Annotated in this window: 12 protein-coding genes; 8 read left to right on the forward strand and 4 right to left on the reverse strand. The window is 40.7% G+C overall.

Annotation, left to right across the window (positions count from 1 at the left end):
* The first annotated feature begins 13 nt into the window (after positions 1-13).
* Together LPA49_RS12600 and LPA49_RS12605 are read left to right on the forward strand one after the other, a co-directional pair.
* Positions 14-454: an ASCH domain-containing protein gene (locus LPA49_RS12600; protein WP_230236679.1), complete on the forward strand. Its 441-nt coding sequence runs from the start codon at positions 14-16 to the stop codon at positions 452-454.
* Positions 451-1,176: an SDR family oxidoreductase gene (locus LPA49_RS12605; RefSeq protein ID WP_230236681.1), complete on the forward strand. Its 726-nt coding sequence runs from the start codon at positions 451-453 to the stop codon at positions 1,174-1,176. Before LPA49_RS12600 ends, LPA49_RS12605 begins: the two co-directional genes overlap by 4 nt.
* A gap of 3 nt (positions 1,177-1,179) precedes the next feature.
* On the opposite strand, the gene LPA49_RS12610 is transcribed toward LPA49_RS12605, so the two are convergent.
* Both LPA49_RS12610 and smrB read right to left on the reverse strand, forming a co-directional pair.
* Positions 1,180-2,100: an AEC family transporter gene (locus LPA49_RS12610; RefSeq protein ID WP_065978780.1), complete on the reverse strand. Its 921-nt coding sequence runs from the start codon at positions 2,098-2,100 to the stop codon at positions 1,180-1,182.
* 22 nt (positions 2,101-2,122) lie between these two features.
* Positions 2,123-2,680 carry an endonuclease SmrB gene (smrB, locus tag LPA49_RS12615; protein ID WP_036969939.1) on the reverse strand — a complete coding sequence of 186 codons (558 nt, stop codon included), beginning with the start codon at positions 2,678-2,680 and terminating at the stop codon, positions 2,123-2,125.
* 101 nt (positions 2,681-2,781) lie between these two features.
* Between smrB and prmB the strand changes: the two genes are divergently transcribed.
* Positions 2,782-3,717, forward strand: coding sequence for a 50S ribosomal protein L3 N(5)-glutamine methyltransferase (prmB, locus tag LPA49_RS12620; protein WP_065978781.1), 936 nt, complete (start codon positions 2,782-2,784; stop codon positions 3,715-3,717).
* A 61-nt stretch (positions 3,718-3,778) separates the two neighbouring features.
* The gene (gene aroC, locus LPA49_RS12625; RefSeq protein WP_036969935.1) at positions 3,779-4,876 is read left to right on the forward strand and encodes a chorismate synthase; all 1,098 of its coding nucleotides are present in this window, start codon (positions 3,779-3,781) and stop codon (positions 4,874-4,876) included.
* Positions 4,877-4,944: 68 nt separating this feature from the next.
* On the opposite strand, the gene LPA49_RS12630 is transcribed toward aroC, so the two are convergent.
* A complete protein-coding gene (locus LPA49_RS12630; RefSeq protein WP_075593886.1) occupies positions 4,945-6,951 on the reverse strand; it encodes a fused MFS/spermidine synthase in 2,007 nt (668 codons plus the stop codon).
* Between the two features lie 129 nt (positions 6,952-7,080).
* Between LPA49_RS12630 and LPA49_RS12635 the strand changes: the two genes are divergently transcribed.
* Positions 7,081-9,093 carry a winged helix-turn-helix domain-containing protein gene (locus LPA49_RS12635; RefSeq protein WP_036969931.1) on the forward strand — a complete coding sequence of 671 codons (2,013 nt, stop codon included), beginning with the start codon at positions 7,081-7,083 and terminating at the stop codon, positions 9,091-9,093.
* On the opposite strand, the gene LPA49_RS12640 is transcribed toward LPA49_RS12635, so the two are convergent.
* Positions 9,080-9,922 carry a LysR family transcriptional regulator gene (locus LPA49_RS12640; protein WP_036969929.1) on the reverse strand — a complete coding sequence of 281 codons (843 nt, stop codon included), beginning with the start codon at positions 9,920-9,922 and terminating at the stop codon, positions 9,080-9,082. The genes LPA49_RS12635 and LPA49_RS12640 overlap by 14 nt on opposite strands.
* 101 nt (positions 9,923-10,023) lie before the next feature.
* Between LPA49_RS12640 and LPA49_RS12645 the strand changes: the two genes are divergently transcribed.
* The 3 genes from LPA49_RS12645 to LPA49_RS12655 all read left to right on the forward strand — a co-directional run bounded on the left by LPA49_RS12645 (position 10,024) and on the right by LPA49_RS12655 (position 14,585).
* Positions 10,024-10,674 carry a glutathione S-transferase family protein gene (locus tag LPA49_RS12645; RefSeq protein ID WP_075593887.1) on the forward strand — a complete coding sequence of 217 codons (651 nt, stop codon included), beginning with the start codon at positions 10,024-10,026 and terminating at the stop codon, positions 10,672-10,674.
* Between the two features lie 187 nt (positions 10,675-10,861).
* A complete protein-coding gene (locus tag LPA49_RS12650; protein WP_051501806.1) occupies positions 10,862-12,022 on the forward strand; it encodes a GGDEF domain-containing protein in 1,161 nt (386 codons plus the stop codon).
* Between the two features lie 124 nt (positions 12,023-12,146).
* On the forward strand, positions 12,147-14,585 hold the full coding sequence (locus tag LPA49_RS12655) for an HD-GYP domain-containing protein (RefSeq protein ID WP_230236683.1): 2,439 nt from the start codon (positions 12,147-12,149) through the stop codon (positions 14,583-14,585).
* The last annotated feature ends 22 nt before the right edge of the window (positions 14,586-14,607 follow it).

A 14,607-nucleotide genomic window follows, 5' to 3' on the forward strand; every position in this document is an offset into this window, starting at 1 on the left:
ACGAATTAACAAGATGATTGCTGATTTTAACCAGCAGTCATCTCGTCAAATTAGTACTTTGCCTGCTTGGCATTTTTGCGATAATGAGGTGGATGCCAATGAATGCGCTGACCTTGTTCTGCAAGGAGTCAAGCGAGCGACCACCTCATCACTGTATTGGTTTGAAGCTAATAACGAGGCGCTCCCTTGGGTTGGTGACTTGGCTATTTTTACGAACTGGCAAGGGCGGCCGCTTGGCATTATTGAAACCACCTCTGTTGTTATCACCCCTTATAATCAAATTACCGAAGCGTATGCCGCGTTAGAAGGCGAGGGCGATAAAAGTCTTCGTTATTGGCAACAAGTGCATTGGCCATACTACCAGCGAGAATTACACGGCACAGCTTATTCACGTCATCCTGAGATGCCCTTAGTGTGCGAGCAATTTCAGTTAGTTTTTAAGGAGTCATCATGAGTTCAAATCCCGTTGTGCTTATTACTGGTGGTGGGCGTGGTATTGGCGCAGCAACAGCTAAACTATTTGCCAAGCATGGCTATGATGTGTGCATTAACTATAAATCAGACCAACAAAGCGCCGAACAAGTTGCCAAAGAAATCGAAAAGCAAGGGGTTAAAGCGCACACCTTTCAGGCAGATGAGCAACAAGTAATGGCTATGTTTGCTGCACTTGATAGCACGGTGTCACGCTTAGATATACTGGTTAACAATGCTGCGATGATGAAGCCACAAATGTCACTTTTAGAAATGGACGCGGCGCGTATTAATGCTATTTTGAGCTGTAATGTGACAGGGGCATTTTTATGTGCGCGAGAAGCTATAAAGCGAATGCACAAAGGCAGTATTGTTAATGTGTCATCGGGGGCTTCACGGACAGGTTCAGCGAATGAGTATTTAGATTATGCTGCCTCAAAAGGCGCACTTGATACCTTTACCATAGGCCTTGCAAAAGAAATCGCCAGTATGGGAATTCGTGTTAATGCTGTAAGGCCCGGCTTAATTTATACCGACATGCACCGTGATGGTGGTGAAGCTAATCGCGTAGACCGCTTAAAAAGTAAATTACCACTCGGGCGAGGCGGTGAGGCTGATGAGGTCGCCAAAGCCATTTATTTTTTGGCCTCAGAGCATGCATCGTTTACCACAGGCAGTTTTGTGGATGTATCTGGTGGGCTGTAAGACTTAAAGTAAAATGCTTAACCAAACAGTAAAACTTATAACGCTCAGTGTGGTTGATATGACGACAGCACTTGCGAGCGTTGCTTGATGTTGTTTTATTTGGTTAGCTATTAAATACGCATTCACTCCTAATGGCGACGCACTGAGCAATACCAGTACAGTCATCAAAGAGTGTTCAAGGTTGAAAACCTGAGTTGCAAAAAAGTACACACTACATGGTAAGACTACGAGCTTAATGATGGTTGCGATAAGGGATGCTTGCCAGTTATCTGCCACCTTATAAAACGCTAAATTTGCGCCTAACACAAACAGTGCGCAGGCAATAGCTGGCTTGGCAAGTAAGCTCAAACCATTCACCAAATCGTGATAAAGCGTTACACCCAATAAGTTAATCGCAAGGCCGCTGCTTATACTTAGAACCACAGGATTCAGTAACATATTTTTCGCGAAGGCTCGCCATGAAAAGGTTTGCTGCGATTTTGCACTCAATAGAAAAGTCAGTGTAAACAGTAAAGCGCTGTGAAAGGTAATGATCATAAACACAATCCCAACCATTTGCTGCCCAAGTGCGGCGATAATAATTGGTAGCCCGACTAGTACGGTATTAGAGTAGCTACTACCCAGCGCAAACACGGCATGGCGAGATGCGGCTGATTGCTTATAAATTACATAGCGATCAAGTAAATACCCGAGTGCGTAGATTGCTAATACCGGAATATAAAAGCTTAAAAATCCAGCAATACTAACGCTACTATGTAAATCTGCTTGCGCCATATTGACAAATAAAAATGCCGGAACGCTAATATAAAAAGTAAATTTACTGAGGCCTGCGATGTGTTCTTTCGATAAAAATCGGCTACGACTACTAATGTAGCCACTTAGCACGATAAAAATCAGTGGAAAGATGATCGAAAAAATATGCACTTGTGGCCTTATTAAAGTGACGTTAACGTCGGAATTCGTCACTTTGCGGAAGGTTAATTAAAATAAGTACTGCGCCTTTACCGCCAAATTCAAGCGGGGCTTGGTGCATAGCAATAACATCGGGATGTTGCACTAAATACTGCGGTACTTTGTGTTTTAAAATACGCTCACCAATCCCATGCACGATACACGCGCAGTAGTAATGTTGTTTTTTACATTCGTGAATCAGTCCTGCAAGCTCATCTTTGGCAAGTTCTTTATTTAACCCATGTAAATCAAGGGTTAGCTCAGGTACGTAGTCACCACGACGCAGTTGTTTTGCCAAGTAGGAATCATGCCCTGGTTTGACATAGCTTACAGTGCCGTGCGTATCAATATCTGGCACATATTCGTCTGAAAAGAAAAATTCTGACTGATGTTGCTTTTTTTGCTGGGAAAATTGCTTCGCTTGTGACACTTTAGGCTTGTTAGTAAATCGGATAGTGTCTTGTTTAAATGCTTTGGCACCACTGATACTCTGACGAAATAAGTCTATATCGTCAGTGCTGATGTGATTGTTGTCGTGGGGATCTTTTTTCATGGCGGCAGTCTAAACAAAAAAACGCTAAAAATCGAGTAAAAAGCAATTGAAAAGACGGTACAATACGCGTCAGAACAGACTTTGAAAGTTAAGGAACATACATGAACCATTTCCAAATAGAAGACGCAATTTTAGACGAGGCAATTGCTGAACTTTCAACGTTGCACGATTGGTTACGTTGGACAACCAGTCAATTCGCGAGCAGTGGTATTTTCTTTGGCCACGGCACAGATAACGCATGGGATGAAGCGGTCAGCTTATTGCTACCAGCACTAAGTTTACCTGTTGATGCACCTAAAGAGCTAATGCATGCGCGTTTAACGAGCACTGAAAAAAATCGTTTAGCAGCATTAATCGCTGAACGTATTAACGATTGCACGCCAGTGCCTTATTTAACAAATATTGCCTGGTTTGCCGGCATGCCATTTTATGTTGATGAGCGTGTATTGATTCCGCGTTCACCTTTTGCTGAGCTAATTAACAACCGGTTTGCTCCTTGGCTTGAAGAGCCTGAGTCGGTAACCCGCATTCTTGATTTATGCACAGGCTCTGCATGTATCGCCATTGCGCTTGCACAAGCTTTTGAAGACGCGCAAGTTGATGCAGTCGATATTTCGTATGAAGCCTTAGAAGTTGCTGATATTAATATTAGTGATTACATGCTTAATGAGCGTGTATTACCTATTCAGTCAGACGTATTTAGCGGTGTGCCAGGACAAAAATATGACCTGATCGTTGCTAACCCGCCTTATGTTGATGCTGAAGACATGGCCGACTTACCGCGCGAATTCCACCATGAGCCAGAGCTTGGTTTAGCATCGGGCCATGATGGACTTGACGTCACTCGTACCATTTTAGCTGAAGCAGCAGAGCATCTAACTGATAACGGTTTGTTATTTGTCGAAGTTGGTAACTCTATGGTACATATGGATGCACTGTACCCAGGCGCGCCGTTTGAATGGATTGAATTCGAACAAGGTGGCTTAGGCGTATTTGTGATAAGCAAACAACAGCTTGTTAATTATTTCGCCGATTAATAGCGAATTTAAAAGCCGAGCCTTAGGGCTCGGTCTCAGTAGCCAGGAATGAGGAAAGTTAATGGCAGGTAATAGCATAGGGCAGTTATTTAAGGTGTCCACCTTTGGTGAGAGCCACGGCGTTGCATTAGGCGGCGTTGTTGATGGCACACCAGCAGGCCTTGAAATTAGTGAGGCCGATTTACAAATTGACTTAGATCGTCGTAAACCAGGGCAAAGTCGTTATACAACACAGCGCCGTGAAAGTGACGAAGTCAAAATTCTTTCAGGTGTATTTGAAGGTAAAACCACAGGCACAAGTATTGGTTTACTGATTGAAAACACCGATCAACGTTCAAAAGACTACGGTAAAATCGCTGACGTATTTCGCCCAGGTCATGGTGATTACACCTACTGGCATAAATACGGTATCCGCGATTATCGTGGCGGTGGTCGCTCATCAGCTCGAGAAACCGCGATTCGTGTGGCGGCAGGAGCGATTGCTAAAAAATATTTAAAGCAATTTCATGGTATTGAAGTACGTGCATGTTTAAGTCAGCTTGGGCCTATTAAAGCCGAAAACTATAACTGGGATGAAGTAGAAAACAATGCGTTTTTCTTCCCCGATACCAGTAAATTAGACGCGCTTGATGAGTACATGCGTGAGCTTAAAAAGCAGGGTGATTCGGTAGGCGCTAAAGTGAAAGTAGTCGCTAAGAATGTGCCTGTTGGCTTAGGTGAGCCAGTATTTGATCGTCTTGATGCTGAGCTTGCGCACTCACTTATGAGCATCAACGCGGTAAAAGGTGTTGAGATTGGTGATGGCTTTGATGTCGTTGAGCAAAAAGGCTCAGAGCACCGTGATGAGCTGACCCCAGATGGTTTTACATCAAATCACGCGGGGGGAGTGCTTGCGGGTATCTCGACAGGACAAGATATTATTGCGTCTATCGCGCTAAAACCAACGTCAAGCATTACGATTCCGGGTAACAGTATAAATACCAGCAACGAAGCCGTTGAAATGATCACCAAAGGTCGTCACGACCCGTGTGTGGGTATTCGTGCAATCCCCATCGCCGAGGCGATGATGGCGATTACCTTAATGGACCATTTATTACGCCAGCGTGGCCAAAACCCCCATGTTAGCCACGAGCATGGGCCAATCAAAGGCTCAATCTAAAAGTATCTATTTAGAAAAAGTAATGAGCGCGATAGCTTTCAAGCCATCGCGCTTTTTTGTGTTTTAATTTAAAATTTTAACAGAGGCAACAAGCTGTTTTTTTGATCAGTCCATTCTGCAAGTTGATAATTCCCGTAGTGCTTTATAGGCGATAAGTCACTAATAGAAACATCATTTAAAAAAGTGTGATTACTGGTTAATACCACCCAGTCAGAGCCCAGAGATTTTAAGCCACGCCCTTGATAACTGTACTTTATTAACGTTTTATCAAAATGCTGGCTGTGTGCTTGTAATACGGGCAATAAATCGATGTGGTTATTGGAAATATGCACGATCAGCACGCCATTTTCATTGAGTCTTTGCCAATAGAGCGACATAGCTTCTCGAGTGAGTAAGTGCGCGGGAATAACATCACTTGAAAAAGCATCAATGATTAACACATCAAATGTTTCTTGATGATTTTTTTGAAGCGCAATTCGACCATCACCTATGGTTACTCTCACATTGGCTTTACTGCTATTTAAATAAGAAAAATAATTCTTTGCCATGTCATGCACTGCAGGATTGAGTTCAAAAAAATGGAGGCGGTCACCTTGACCCACAAACTTTGCGAGTACACCAGCTCCTAAACCAATGACACCTATGTTTAATGCGCCCTGTTGTTTTAAAATCGTGAGAGATTTAGCAACACCCGTATGTTGATGATAATAACTTTGACCAAGGAATTGATTATTATCAAGTGGCTCTGCGCCATGGATGGTTGTGCCATCTATTAAGCGCCTTTCTTTTATTGTATTGGTATTAATATCTTTTACTGTGAGGTAACCGTAAAAATTGCGGCTCGTAGCAACATTATACTGATTAAAGTTTACGGCTAAGAAACAATAGCATGAGAGCCATACAACAGCGGTTGCAACGAGGGTGTACTTAATGTGTTTATTACCTGTTTGGGTTTTAAATTGGCAATAGCAAATAAAGCTAAAAATAACAGCTAACCCCAGTAGATACTCATCAAGTTGCACGAAAAGTAAAGGAGCAATCATGGTACTGCTAAGTGAACCTAGCACACCTCCTAGGGCAATATAAAAGTAAAAAGTGGTTAATTGAGCGTTATCAGGGGCTGTACTTCTTAGTTCACCATGACACACCATGCAGGCGGTTAATAAGATAGCGCAATACATAATGAGTTGAGCTAGTGCGCTAAATTGGCTGCCAAAATAAAACATTAACAGTCCAGCAAACACTGCAAATACAAACGTATACGCCCACACATAACGCTGATAATTTACTTTATTGGCAAACGTATAACTAAAAGTGAGTAGGTAAATCACCAGTGGCAAGGACCAAAGTAATGGCATTGGTGGAATATTAGTACTGATCATATGTGTTGTTGACACTAACATCGCGGTACTTAAGGCACTCAAAATAATCCAGATTGATTTTCCTTGTGATAGCTTTGCACTATTCGCTAACTGAGGTTTTCGGGCTACTTTAAGGTCTTTTTTTAGCAAAAACGCCATTATTAATAGTAATAAGGCACAGTAGCAGAGTAGCCCAAAAAGCCAATATGACTTTTGCTGCTCTAGCGAAAACAGTAATTCAAATATAAATGGGTAACTCATTAACGCCATTAAAGAGCCTAGGTTTGAAATAGAATACCAATGGTACGGAACATGTCTTGCAAAGACTTGGATATACCAACGCTGTAAAAGCACACTGGTTGCGCTAAGTAGCATAAAAATAGGGCCTATTTCTCGCAATAAATGCACAAATACAGCGAGAGTTGGAGGCCAATCAGTGAAGTGAAAAATTTCGTTTTGTAAGTAAATAACCAGTGTTGCAATGATAACCAATAACAGGTGAGTAACTACTTGTAATGTAATCGTGTACCGACTGATATAGTGTGCATAAAAATAACCAAGCAATAGCATTGTTTGATAAAACACTAAGCTGGCTGACCAGACAGAGGCACCTCCACCAAAGTGAGGTAAAAGTTGCTTTGAGAGCAGAGGCTGAATTTGAAAAAGTAAAAAAGCACTGATGAAAATAGTGGCGATTGATAAAAGTTTATACATTGTTTTTGTTACCTATTGAAAGATGAAAAAACAATCTACGAGTTTGAGTAAAGCCACAATGGAGTAATGCTTGAGTTTCTCTTAAGAAAACCTTAACCTTTGATTCGTCAATATTTATTGGAGCAGTAAGTGGCGAGTTATCGAATCGGTAAATTTGTGATTGATGAAAGCAGATGTTTAATTTCATCGCAAGAATATGAGCAAGTTGTCGAGCCCAAAGTCATGGATGTATTACATACCCTTTATATTCATCAGGGGAAGGTCGTAAGCCAAGAAATGATCTTCGCTGCGGTTTGGCCTAATTCAATATTTAATCCAAGCTCAGTACAGCGTTGTATTGCGTTATTACGAAAAGCCTTAAAAGAAGATGCCAAGAACCCTCAATTTATAATTACTCATCCAAAACGGGGTTATAGCTTGGAGCAGGTTGAATTGAGCCAATCAACTAAAGCAACTAAAGCAAAAACGCAATGGTTGCCGTTGCTACTCGTGGTACTCGTTTTTACAGGCGTTGTAGTTTGGCAAATGATTGCTGATAAGCAAGCGCATCCAAGTTTTAGTCAATTAATGCCACTGACGTCAAGCGAACTGAATGAATCTAATTTATCTTTATCGCATAATGGTAACCACTTAGCCTTTGTTCGAGGTGATAAAGGCAACCAACATATCTGGTTAAAGGAATTAGCCACAGGTCGAGAAGCTAGGCTCACGAAGTTTGCTGCAAGTTATTTTGCCTTAGGGTGGTCTTCACAAGACAATGCGTTGGCGTTTGTCGAAGCGAGTGAGCATAATCAGTCACTCCAAACTTTATCGCTTGATTTATCGTCATTTGTGGCACGTGAGAAAACGACTGTCAATCGCTTTACCGAGACGACACTGACGAGCCATCATATTTATTGGGGAGCTGGAGAAGTACTCTATTTTATCGAGAAAAATAAACAAAGTAATGACACCCAACTGGTTTCACTGGATATAAACAGTAAACAAAAAAAGCGATTACTAGCGGCTTCTGAGCAAGATTGGTTACTTGTTCATGCGTTATCAAATGATGGTAGTAAAGTCGCGTTAGGTTTTGAAGCAGGACAAAATAAATACCGTATCGATGTGCTTGAGCTTGCTAGTAATACAGTGAAAACCATTGCAGTAATAGAAAACGGTATTCAAGGTTTGAGTTGGCATCCAAACAATCAAGCGTTATTAATAAGCCAACGTAACCAACTTATAAGTTTAGATCTTGAAGGTGAGCTGCAGCTTATTCCGTTTAATAATTATCAAATAATTCGCGATGCCCAGTACACTTCATCTGCTGAGTCAATTTTAATGGAATTAGTGAATGTGGATGTTGATATTGTCAGTCAAACACGAACAGATCCAAATACACTTACAAAGCGGGTGGATACTTCCTCGGTTGACTTTCTGCCAGTGTTTTCACCGGATTCAACAAAATTTGTATTTGAGTCACATCGCTTTGGACTAAAACAATTATTTTTGTATGAAAATGAAAAACAGAAATTAGTCTTCGCAAATCCAGATAACGAAGAGCTGTTTGGTACTGTATGGCATAAAAATGGTCAGCAAGTATTCACTGCAAGCAAAGATACCTTATATAAAATTGATATTGTCAGTGGGACCTATGAAGCTATTCCACATCCTCATCACTCATTTTATTTACGCGAAATGTATCATAATGAAGAATCCATTTTAGTCTCTTACCGCGCAAAAGATGGGGTTACATTTCACCCAGCTAAATTTGATTTAAATGATCTATCGCTGACGCCATTTTCTGGTTCTGGTAAACGCTTGAGTTGCTACGGTATGGACTTAGATGATAAAGACCAGATTTATTTTTCAAATAGTAATGAAGTTTTTCGCGTAAATTCTGACGGTGATATTGAGTTAATATGGCAGTCTCAACAAGATGAAATTATTGGAATTGCAGTTGAAAAGCAGCAATTAGCTATCACCTTAGAACAGCCGCATAGTATCAAATATCAAACGATTGATTTAGTTTCATCTGATAGCGAAAGTTGGCAATTAACAGCCCCAAAACAGCATATGCTGATTAATGCGTCACACGATTTGAATGAGTTTTTATACTTAACCGACCCTAAACGTACGCGCAAATTAGTCAAACTACTTTAATATGTTCTATCAGAGACTTAAGTTGCTCAAGGCTGACGGGGTTATGAGCATGATTACCATGCAAAAGCACTATATCAATCACTGGTAAGAGGGGGAGTGTTTCATCGGTAATTTCTTCTACGCTCTTTTGCATACTAATGCGTGCCATGCTCCCTATTGCGAGATTTTGCTCAATTAAACCATGTAAAGCCCCCACAGAGCCGCAGCAGGCGATAATATTAAAGTGTCGCTCTGCTTTCAGTAGACCTTCGATGCTGGCTTGGTGAAATTTACAGTCGCGTTGAAATAAGGCCAGTGGCAAGGGGGTTGCAGGGTTTAATTTAAAAGACGGACTTTTCACCCACACTCCTTGGCTTGATTGTATTAGGTAACCTTCCTCTGAGTTTGGTGAACGGGTCGCAATCACTAAATCAAGTTGACCTTGGTCAAGCTTAGCCCTTAATTCACTGCTAGGTGCGCAGCTAATTTGTATATCCAGCGCAGTATTTAACATGCGCAGTGAATTCACGAGTCGCGGTAAAATTGAATGGGCGTAATCATCAGGGCAGCCAATACGAATTCGACGGTTTCCAGTGCCTGCTTGAAGTTGCTTAAAGGCCTCATCGTGAAGATTGATTAACTGCTTTGCATAACTTGCTAATTGATGACCTTGTTGGGTAAGCACTAACTGTCGTCCTTGCTTCTCAAATAAAGAACTCCCTGTGTCTTGTTCTAGTTTTTTCATCTGCATACTTACCGCAGATTGGGTTCGGCAAATCTGTGCGGCTGCGCGGGTAAAACTGCCCGTGTCTACAAAAGCACAAAAAGTTCGTAAGGCATCAATATCCATGATGTATCAGTTTCTCTTATGGGTTGTATAAAAACAATTGGCGAGTAATTCGCCTTTTGCTGCTCTATAGTGGTATTAATCTAATCGTTAAGGGATGAAAAATGCAATTATTTATTGGTAATAAAAATTATTCGAGTTGGTCATTAAGAACGTGGTATTTATTAAGTAAATTCAATATATCATTTACCGAGCAGCAACTTGTTTTAGATACCCCAGACTTTTATGACAGATTAAAAACGAAATTTCCTGTACAAAAAGTCCCTGCATTAATCGACGGTGATTTAGCAGTGTGGGATTCACTCGCGATTTGTGAATACATCAACGATGCTTATCTAAATGGCAGAGCATGGCCTGAAAACTTAAATAAAAGAGCTCACGCAAGAAGTGTGGCTGCAGAAATGCATAGTGGCTTTCTCGCACTCAGAAATGAAATGCCCATGAATATTCGAGCTAAAAGACATGTTGAGCTGTCAGAACACGCAAAGAAAGACATTGCGCGCATTGATGAGATATTTTCGATGCGACCACAATCGTCGTCCAATACATGGCTGTATGGTGAGTTTTCAATTGTTGATGCGATGTTTGCGCCCGTGGTACTGCGCTTTAAAACTTACCAAGTAACATTATCAAGCCCTGCACAAGCTTATTGTGACCAGGTACTATCGTGTCCTGTTTTGAATAATTGGATTGCACATGCACTGCAAGAAACAGATATTGTTACAAGTGATGAGGCAGGAGAGGATATTATTTAATCACCGCGCACAAAGCGATAATTTTATGCTTTGTGCCATTTTCGCAACTTTGTGTTGGTGCATGTGTGTAATTTATATACAAAAGAACGAGTTTAATTGTAAGCTCTTCACTCTATAATGGAACGGTTGCTCTTTATTTAAACACCTCATTACTCGCCTTTTTCCGTTCCTGCGTAGGTATATAATTATGAGCACATTCGGTGCAAAGTTATTAAATCAAGATATGTCAATTGCACGCTACTTTTGTCGGTTCAACTCTATGCAAGTTGAGCAAGCATTTACTCAAAGTAAGCTTGAGCAAGATAAAAAAACTGCACAGTTTCTTGCCTGTATCACCGCCATTATGATTATGCTGGTGACCTATTCCGATAAAATGATAATTCAACCCAGCTTTTGGCCCGGTATTGCATTATTTAGCCGGACTATTTCTGTTGCAGTTTGTGTGATCACTGCACTTGGGGTGTGCTATATCCGGACGCCACAGCAATTATCGCAGGCGGTGGCTGCGTTTATGACATTCTTATTTTTTAGTATGCAATTTATGGTGTTCACCTTTGAGCGCCATTATGTCCTGCATATGTTTTTTGATGTGATTATTTTGATCACTATGTATTTCTCTACTTTATTGTCATTAAAGAATGCCACCTTAATCGGTGTGTCTTACAGTGCATTTGCAATTACCGTTATTTATTTTAATAAAGATGTAAGTAGCCATACTTTTTATATGGTTGGGTTGGCACATGTATCCGCTAATTTTGCAGGGGTCGTTATGTCGGCTCATGAGCATTTAATGCGTCGGCAGCTTTTTGTTCGTAACACTCAGCTAAGTCAACTTGCAGATGAAATGAAAAGACAGGCATTTAAAGATGCGCTCACACAGCTGCCTAACCGGCGTGCGTTTGATAATAATTATGAGGGATATCAAAAATTAATTAAGCAGCAAAATAAAACGAAACATGTGTGTGTCGTTTTAGCTGATATTGATTACTTTAAACGCGTAAACGATACCCATGGACATGAAATGGGGGATACCGTGCTTAAGCACTTTTCGACTTTTTTAACGAACTCTCTGCGCAGTGCTGATGATGTCTATCGATTTGGTGGTGAAGAGTTTGTCATTGTACTGCCGCTTTGTTCATTAAAAGATGCCACTGCGCTTATAAACGGCATGATAGCAAGGTTAAATGCCGAGGAGTTTAAATTAGGTAGTTGCTCTTTATCGATACAAGCAAGTTTTGGTCTGACCATCATGCGTGAGGAGCAGCAAAAATCAGTGATATCACGAGCTGATTTGGCTTTGTATCAAGCTAAGGAAGGCGGAAGAAATCAATTGGTTATTAAAATTTAATCGATACCAAGGTGCGTTTAATTTAGTCAATAAATTGTAATTATCCAAAGATACTTGTATATATTATCTGTACTTCTTTTTTCTTATATTCATTCAATAAAGAGAGCATGCAAGGAGATGCATAATGCTATCACGCCATAAAAAAGGCTATAAAATATCAATTAGAGCGAGTGTTCTCTTAGTCTTTGCGCTTGCCAGTCTTTTAACGGGAATTGTGGCGATTAGCTTGCATTATTACTTCAGCGAAAAGTTAGTATTGCACACCAAAGCTCAGCAATTTAAGCAAACAAGCCAGCAGATTGCTGATCATATCACACGTATAAATCAGCGTGCAGATAACACCCTCAGCGTGATGGTTCATGACACACGCCTATTTTCACAAAGCCAAGGTAACTATGAGATTTTTCGAAATGTACTCATAGAGGTGCTTAGTCGCCACACAGATTTTTATTCACTTATTTTAGGGCGTGCGAATGGTGATTTTCTCCAAGTTATTAATCTAAAAGGGTATGCAAATTTACCCGCCAGCTTGAATATAAAAGATGAGTATAAATGGCTGGTCATTAAAGTATCGGGGGAAGGTGAAGAGCGTCGTAAGTCGATGTTATTTTTAGACTCACAACTGACAGTCCGTAAAGCAGAAGAACAACAAACCGATTTTGATCCACGAACGCGAATATGGTTTCAAGACGCAGAAAGTGGGGTTGTTACCAAATCTGAACCGTACATGTTTAATGTTTACCACGTACCGGGTTATACCTATTCGATTAAGTCAGATGATACCGGCGATGTGCTTGCGGTGGATATAGCAAGTTCGAGTTTAAGTGCGTATTTAACTGAGCAACAGACTAAAATGCAGTTTTTGGTTTCCGCCGAAATGTATGTCTATCAGGGCAGTGGTGACATTATTGCCAGCAGTAGAACGCAAAGCCATCAGCATACCTTTGATGATTTATCAGCGCTTATTAAGCTTGATGACAAAAAAACAGGCCTTGCAAATAAGCGTCATCAGTTTGGCAAAATGCTGGATGTACATGAAAATGGGATAGAAAAATACATGTTTGTCGTGCCCTTACCATTAAGCGGTGACATGCAAGCTGACAATGACGATTTCTTCACTGTATTGGTAGCAAAAGAAGATGTACTTGCGGTCATTCGCGAGAAAATTCGGATTTCTATTTTAATAACGAGTTTATGTTTATTACTGCTACTGCCAATATCGTGGTTTTTTGCATCATCAATTGTGAATCCAATTTTAAAGCTTGTTGGTGAGAACAAAAAAATTCAGCAGCGCGAGTATAAAAATGTGTCTACTCTGTCAAGTAGCATTCTCGAAATTCATTATTTAGCCAATTCAATGGTTGATATGAGCCGCTCTATAGAGAAACACGAAAACTCACAAAAAGCACTCATGGAATCGTTTGTTGAACTTATAGCCCAAGCGATTGATGATAAATCACCTTATACAGCAGGGCATTGCGAACGTGTCCCTGAGCTTGGCATTTGGCTTGCAAATGCTGCATCTGATTCAACAGATCCCGCCTTTGCAGAGTTTGCATTTGAAAACGAAGATGAAAAACGTGAGTTTAGACTGGCAGCGTGGTTACATGACTGTGGTAAAATTACCACGCCAGAACACATTGTAGACAAAGGCACCAAACTAGAAACCATTTATAATCGTATTCATGAAATCCGTACACGTTTTGAAGTGTTGCTGCGCGACGCTAAAATAAACTACTACGAAAAGCTGCTTGAAAACCCAACACACGAGGAGACACTGCAACAGCAGTTAGACGCTGAAACAGACAAATTACATGCTGACTTTGCTTTCATTGCTACTTGCAATGTGGGAAGTGAATTTATGGATGATGAGCAGCTTGCACGCTTAAAAGACGTTGCGTGTATTAAGTGGCATCGGCATTTCGATGCAACGCTTGGTTTATCGCCTCTAGAAGAAATGCGCTTTGCAGATTTAAAGGGGCAATCTTTACCTGTTGAAGAAACGCTGTTAAGTGATAAACCCAGTGACCTAATTACGCACCACAAGGCTGTGGAATACGATGCTAATTTAGGTATAAAAATGTCGGTTCCTGAATACAAGTATAATTTAGGTGAGTTATATAACTTACAAATTAGAAGTGGAACACTTACCGCAGAAGACCGATTTAAAATTAATGAACACGTTATCAGCACGATTCGTATGCTTAATAATGTGCCATTCCCTGAAGAGCTAGCCCGTGTGCCGCGCTATGCATCGACCCACCACGAAACCTTAAAAGGCACGGGGTATCCGCGTAAATTATCAGCGGATGACTTATCGATACCTGAACGAGTGTTAGTACTTGCTGATATTTTTGAAGCACTCACTGCAGCAGATAGGCCATATAAAAAGGCCAAACCATTGAGTGTTGCTATTGATATTTTAGCTAAAATGGTCGATGACGATCATATTGATCGTGACGTATTTAAACTGTTTTTAAGTTCAGGCATTTACCTTGAATACGCAAAACGCTATTTGAGCCCTGAACAAATAGATAACGTCGATATCGCAAAATACCTCTAACCGAGAGGGGTTGTTTTTACTT

Source organism: Pseudoalteromonas sp. MB41 (assembly GCF_020966275.1).
Taxonomy (GTDB): Bacteria; Pseudomonadota; Gammaproteobacteria; order Enterobacterales; family Alteromonadaceae; genus Pseudoalteromonas; species Pseudoalteromonas lipolytica.

Bases quoted from the DNA above. Each gene is read 5' to 3' on its own strand.
- LPA49_RS12645 (WP_075593887.1), top strand. From the start codon at position 10,024: ATGCAATTATTTATTGGTAATAAAAATTATTCGAGTTGGTCATTAAGA.
- LPA49_RS12650 (WP_051501806.1), top strand. From the start codon at position 10,862: ATGAGCACATTCGGTGCAAAGTTATTAAATCAAGATATGTCAATTGCA.
- LPA49_RS12630 (WP_075593886.1), bottom strand. From the start codon at position 6,951: ATGTATAAACTTTTATCAATCGCCACTATTTTCATCAGTGCTTTTTTA.
- prmB (WP_065978781.1), top strand. From the start codon at position 2,782: ATGAACCATTTCCAAATAGAAGACGCAATTTTAGACGAGGCAATTGCT.
- LPA49_RS12600 (WP_230236679.1), top strand. From the start codon at position 14: ATGATTGCTGATTTTAACCAGCAGTCATCTCGTCAAATTAGTACTTTG.
- LPA49_RS12605 (WP_230236681.1), top strand. From the start codon at position 451: ATGAGTTCAAATCCCGTTGTGCTTATTACTGGTGGTGGGCGTGGTATT.
- aroC (WP_036969935.1), top strand. From the start codon at position 3,779: ATGGCAGGTAATAGCATAGGGCAGTTATTTAAGGTGTCCACCTTTGGT.
- LPA49_RS12655 (WP_230236683.1), top strand. From the start codon at position 12,147: ATGCTATCACGCCATAAAAAAGGCTATAAAATATCAATTAGAGCGAGT.
- smrB (WP_036969939.1), bottom strand. From the start codon at position 2,680: ATGAAAAAAGATCCCCACGACAACAATCACATCAGCACTGACGATATA.
- LPA49_RS12640 (WP_036969929.1), bottom strand. From the start codon at position 9,922: ATGGATATTGATGCCTTACGAACTTTTTGTGCTTTTGTAGACACGGGC.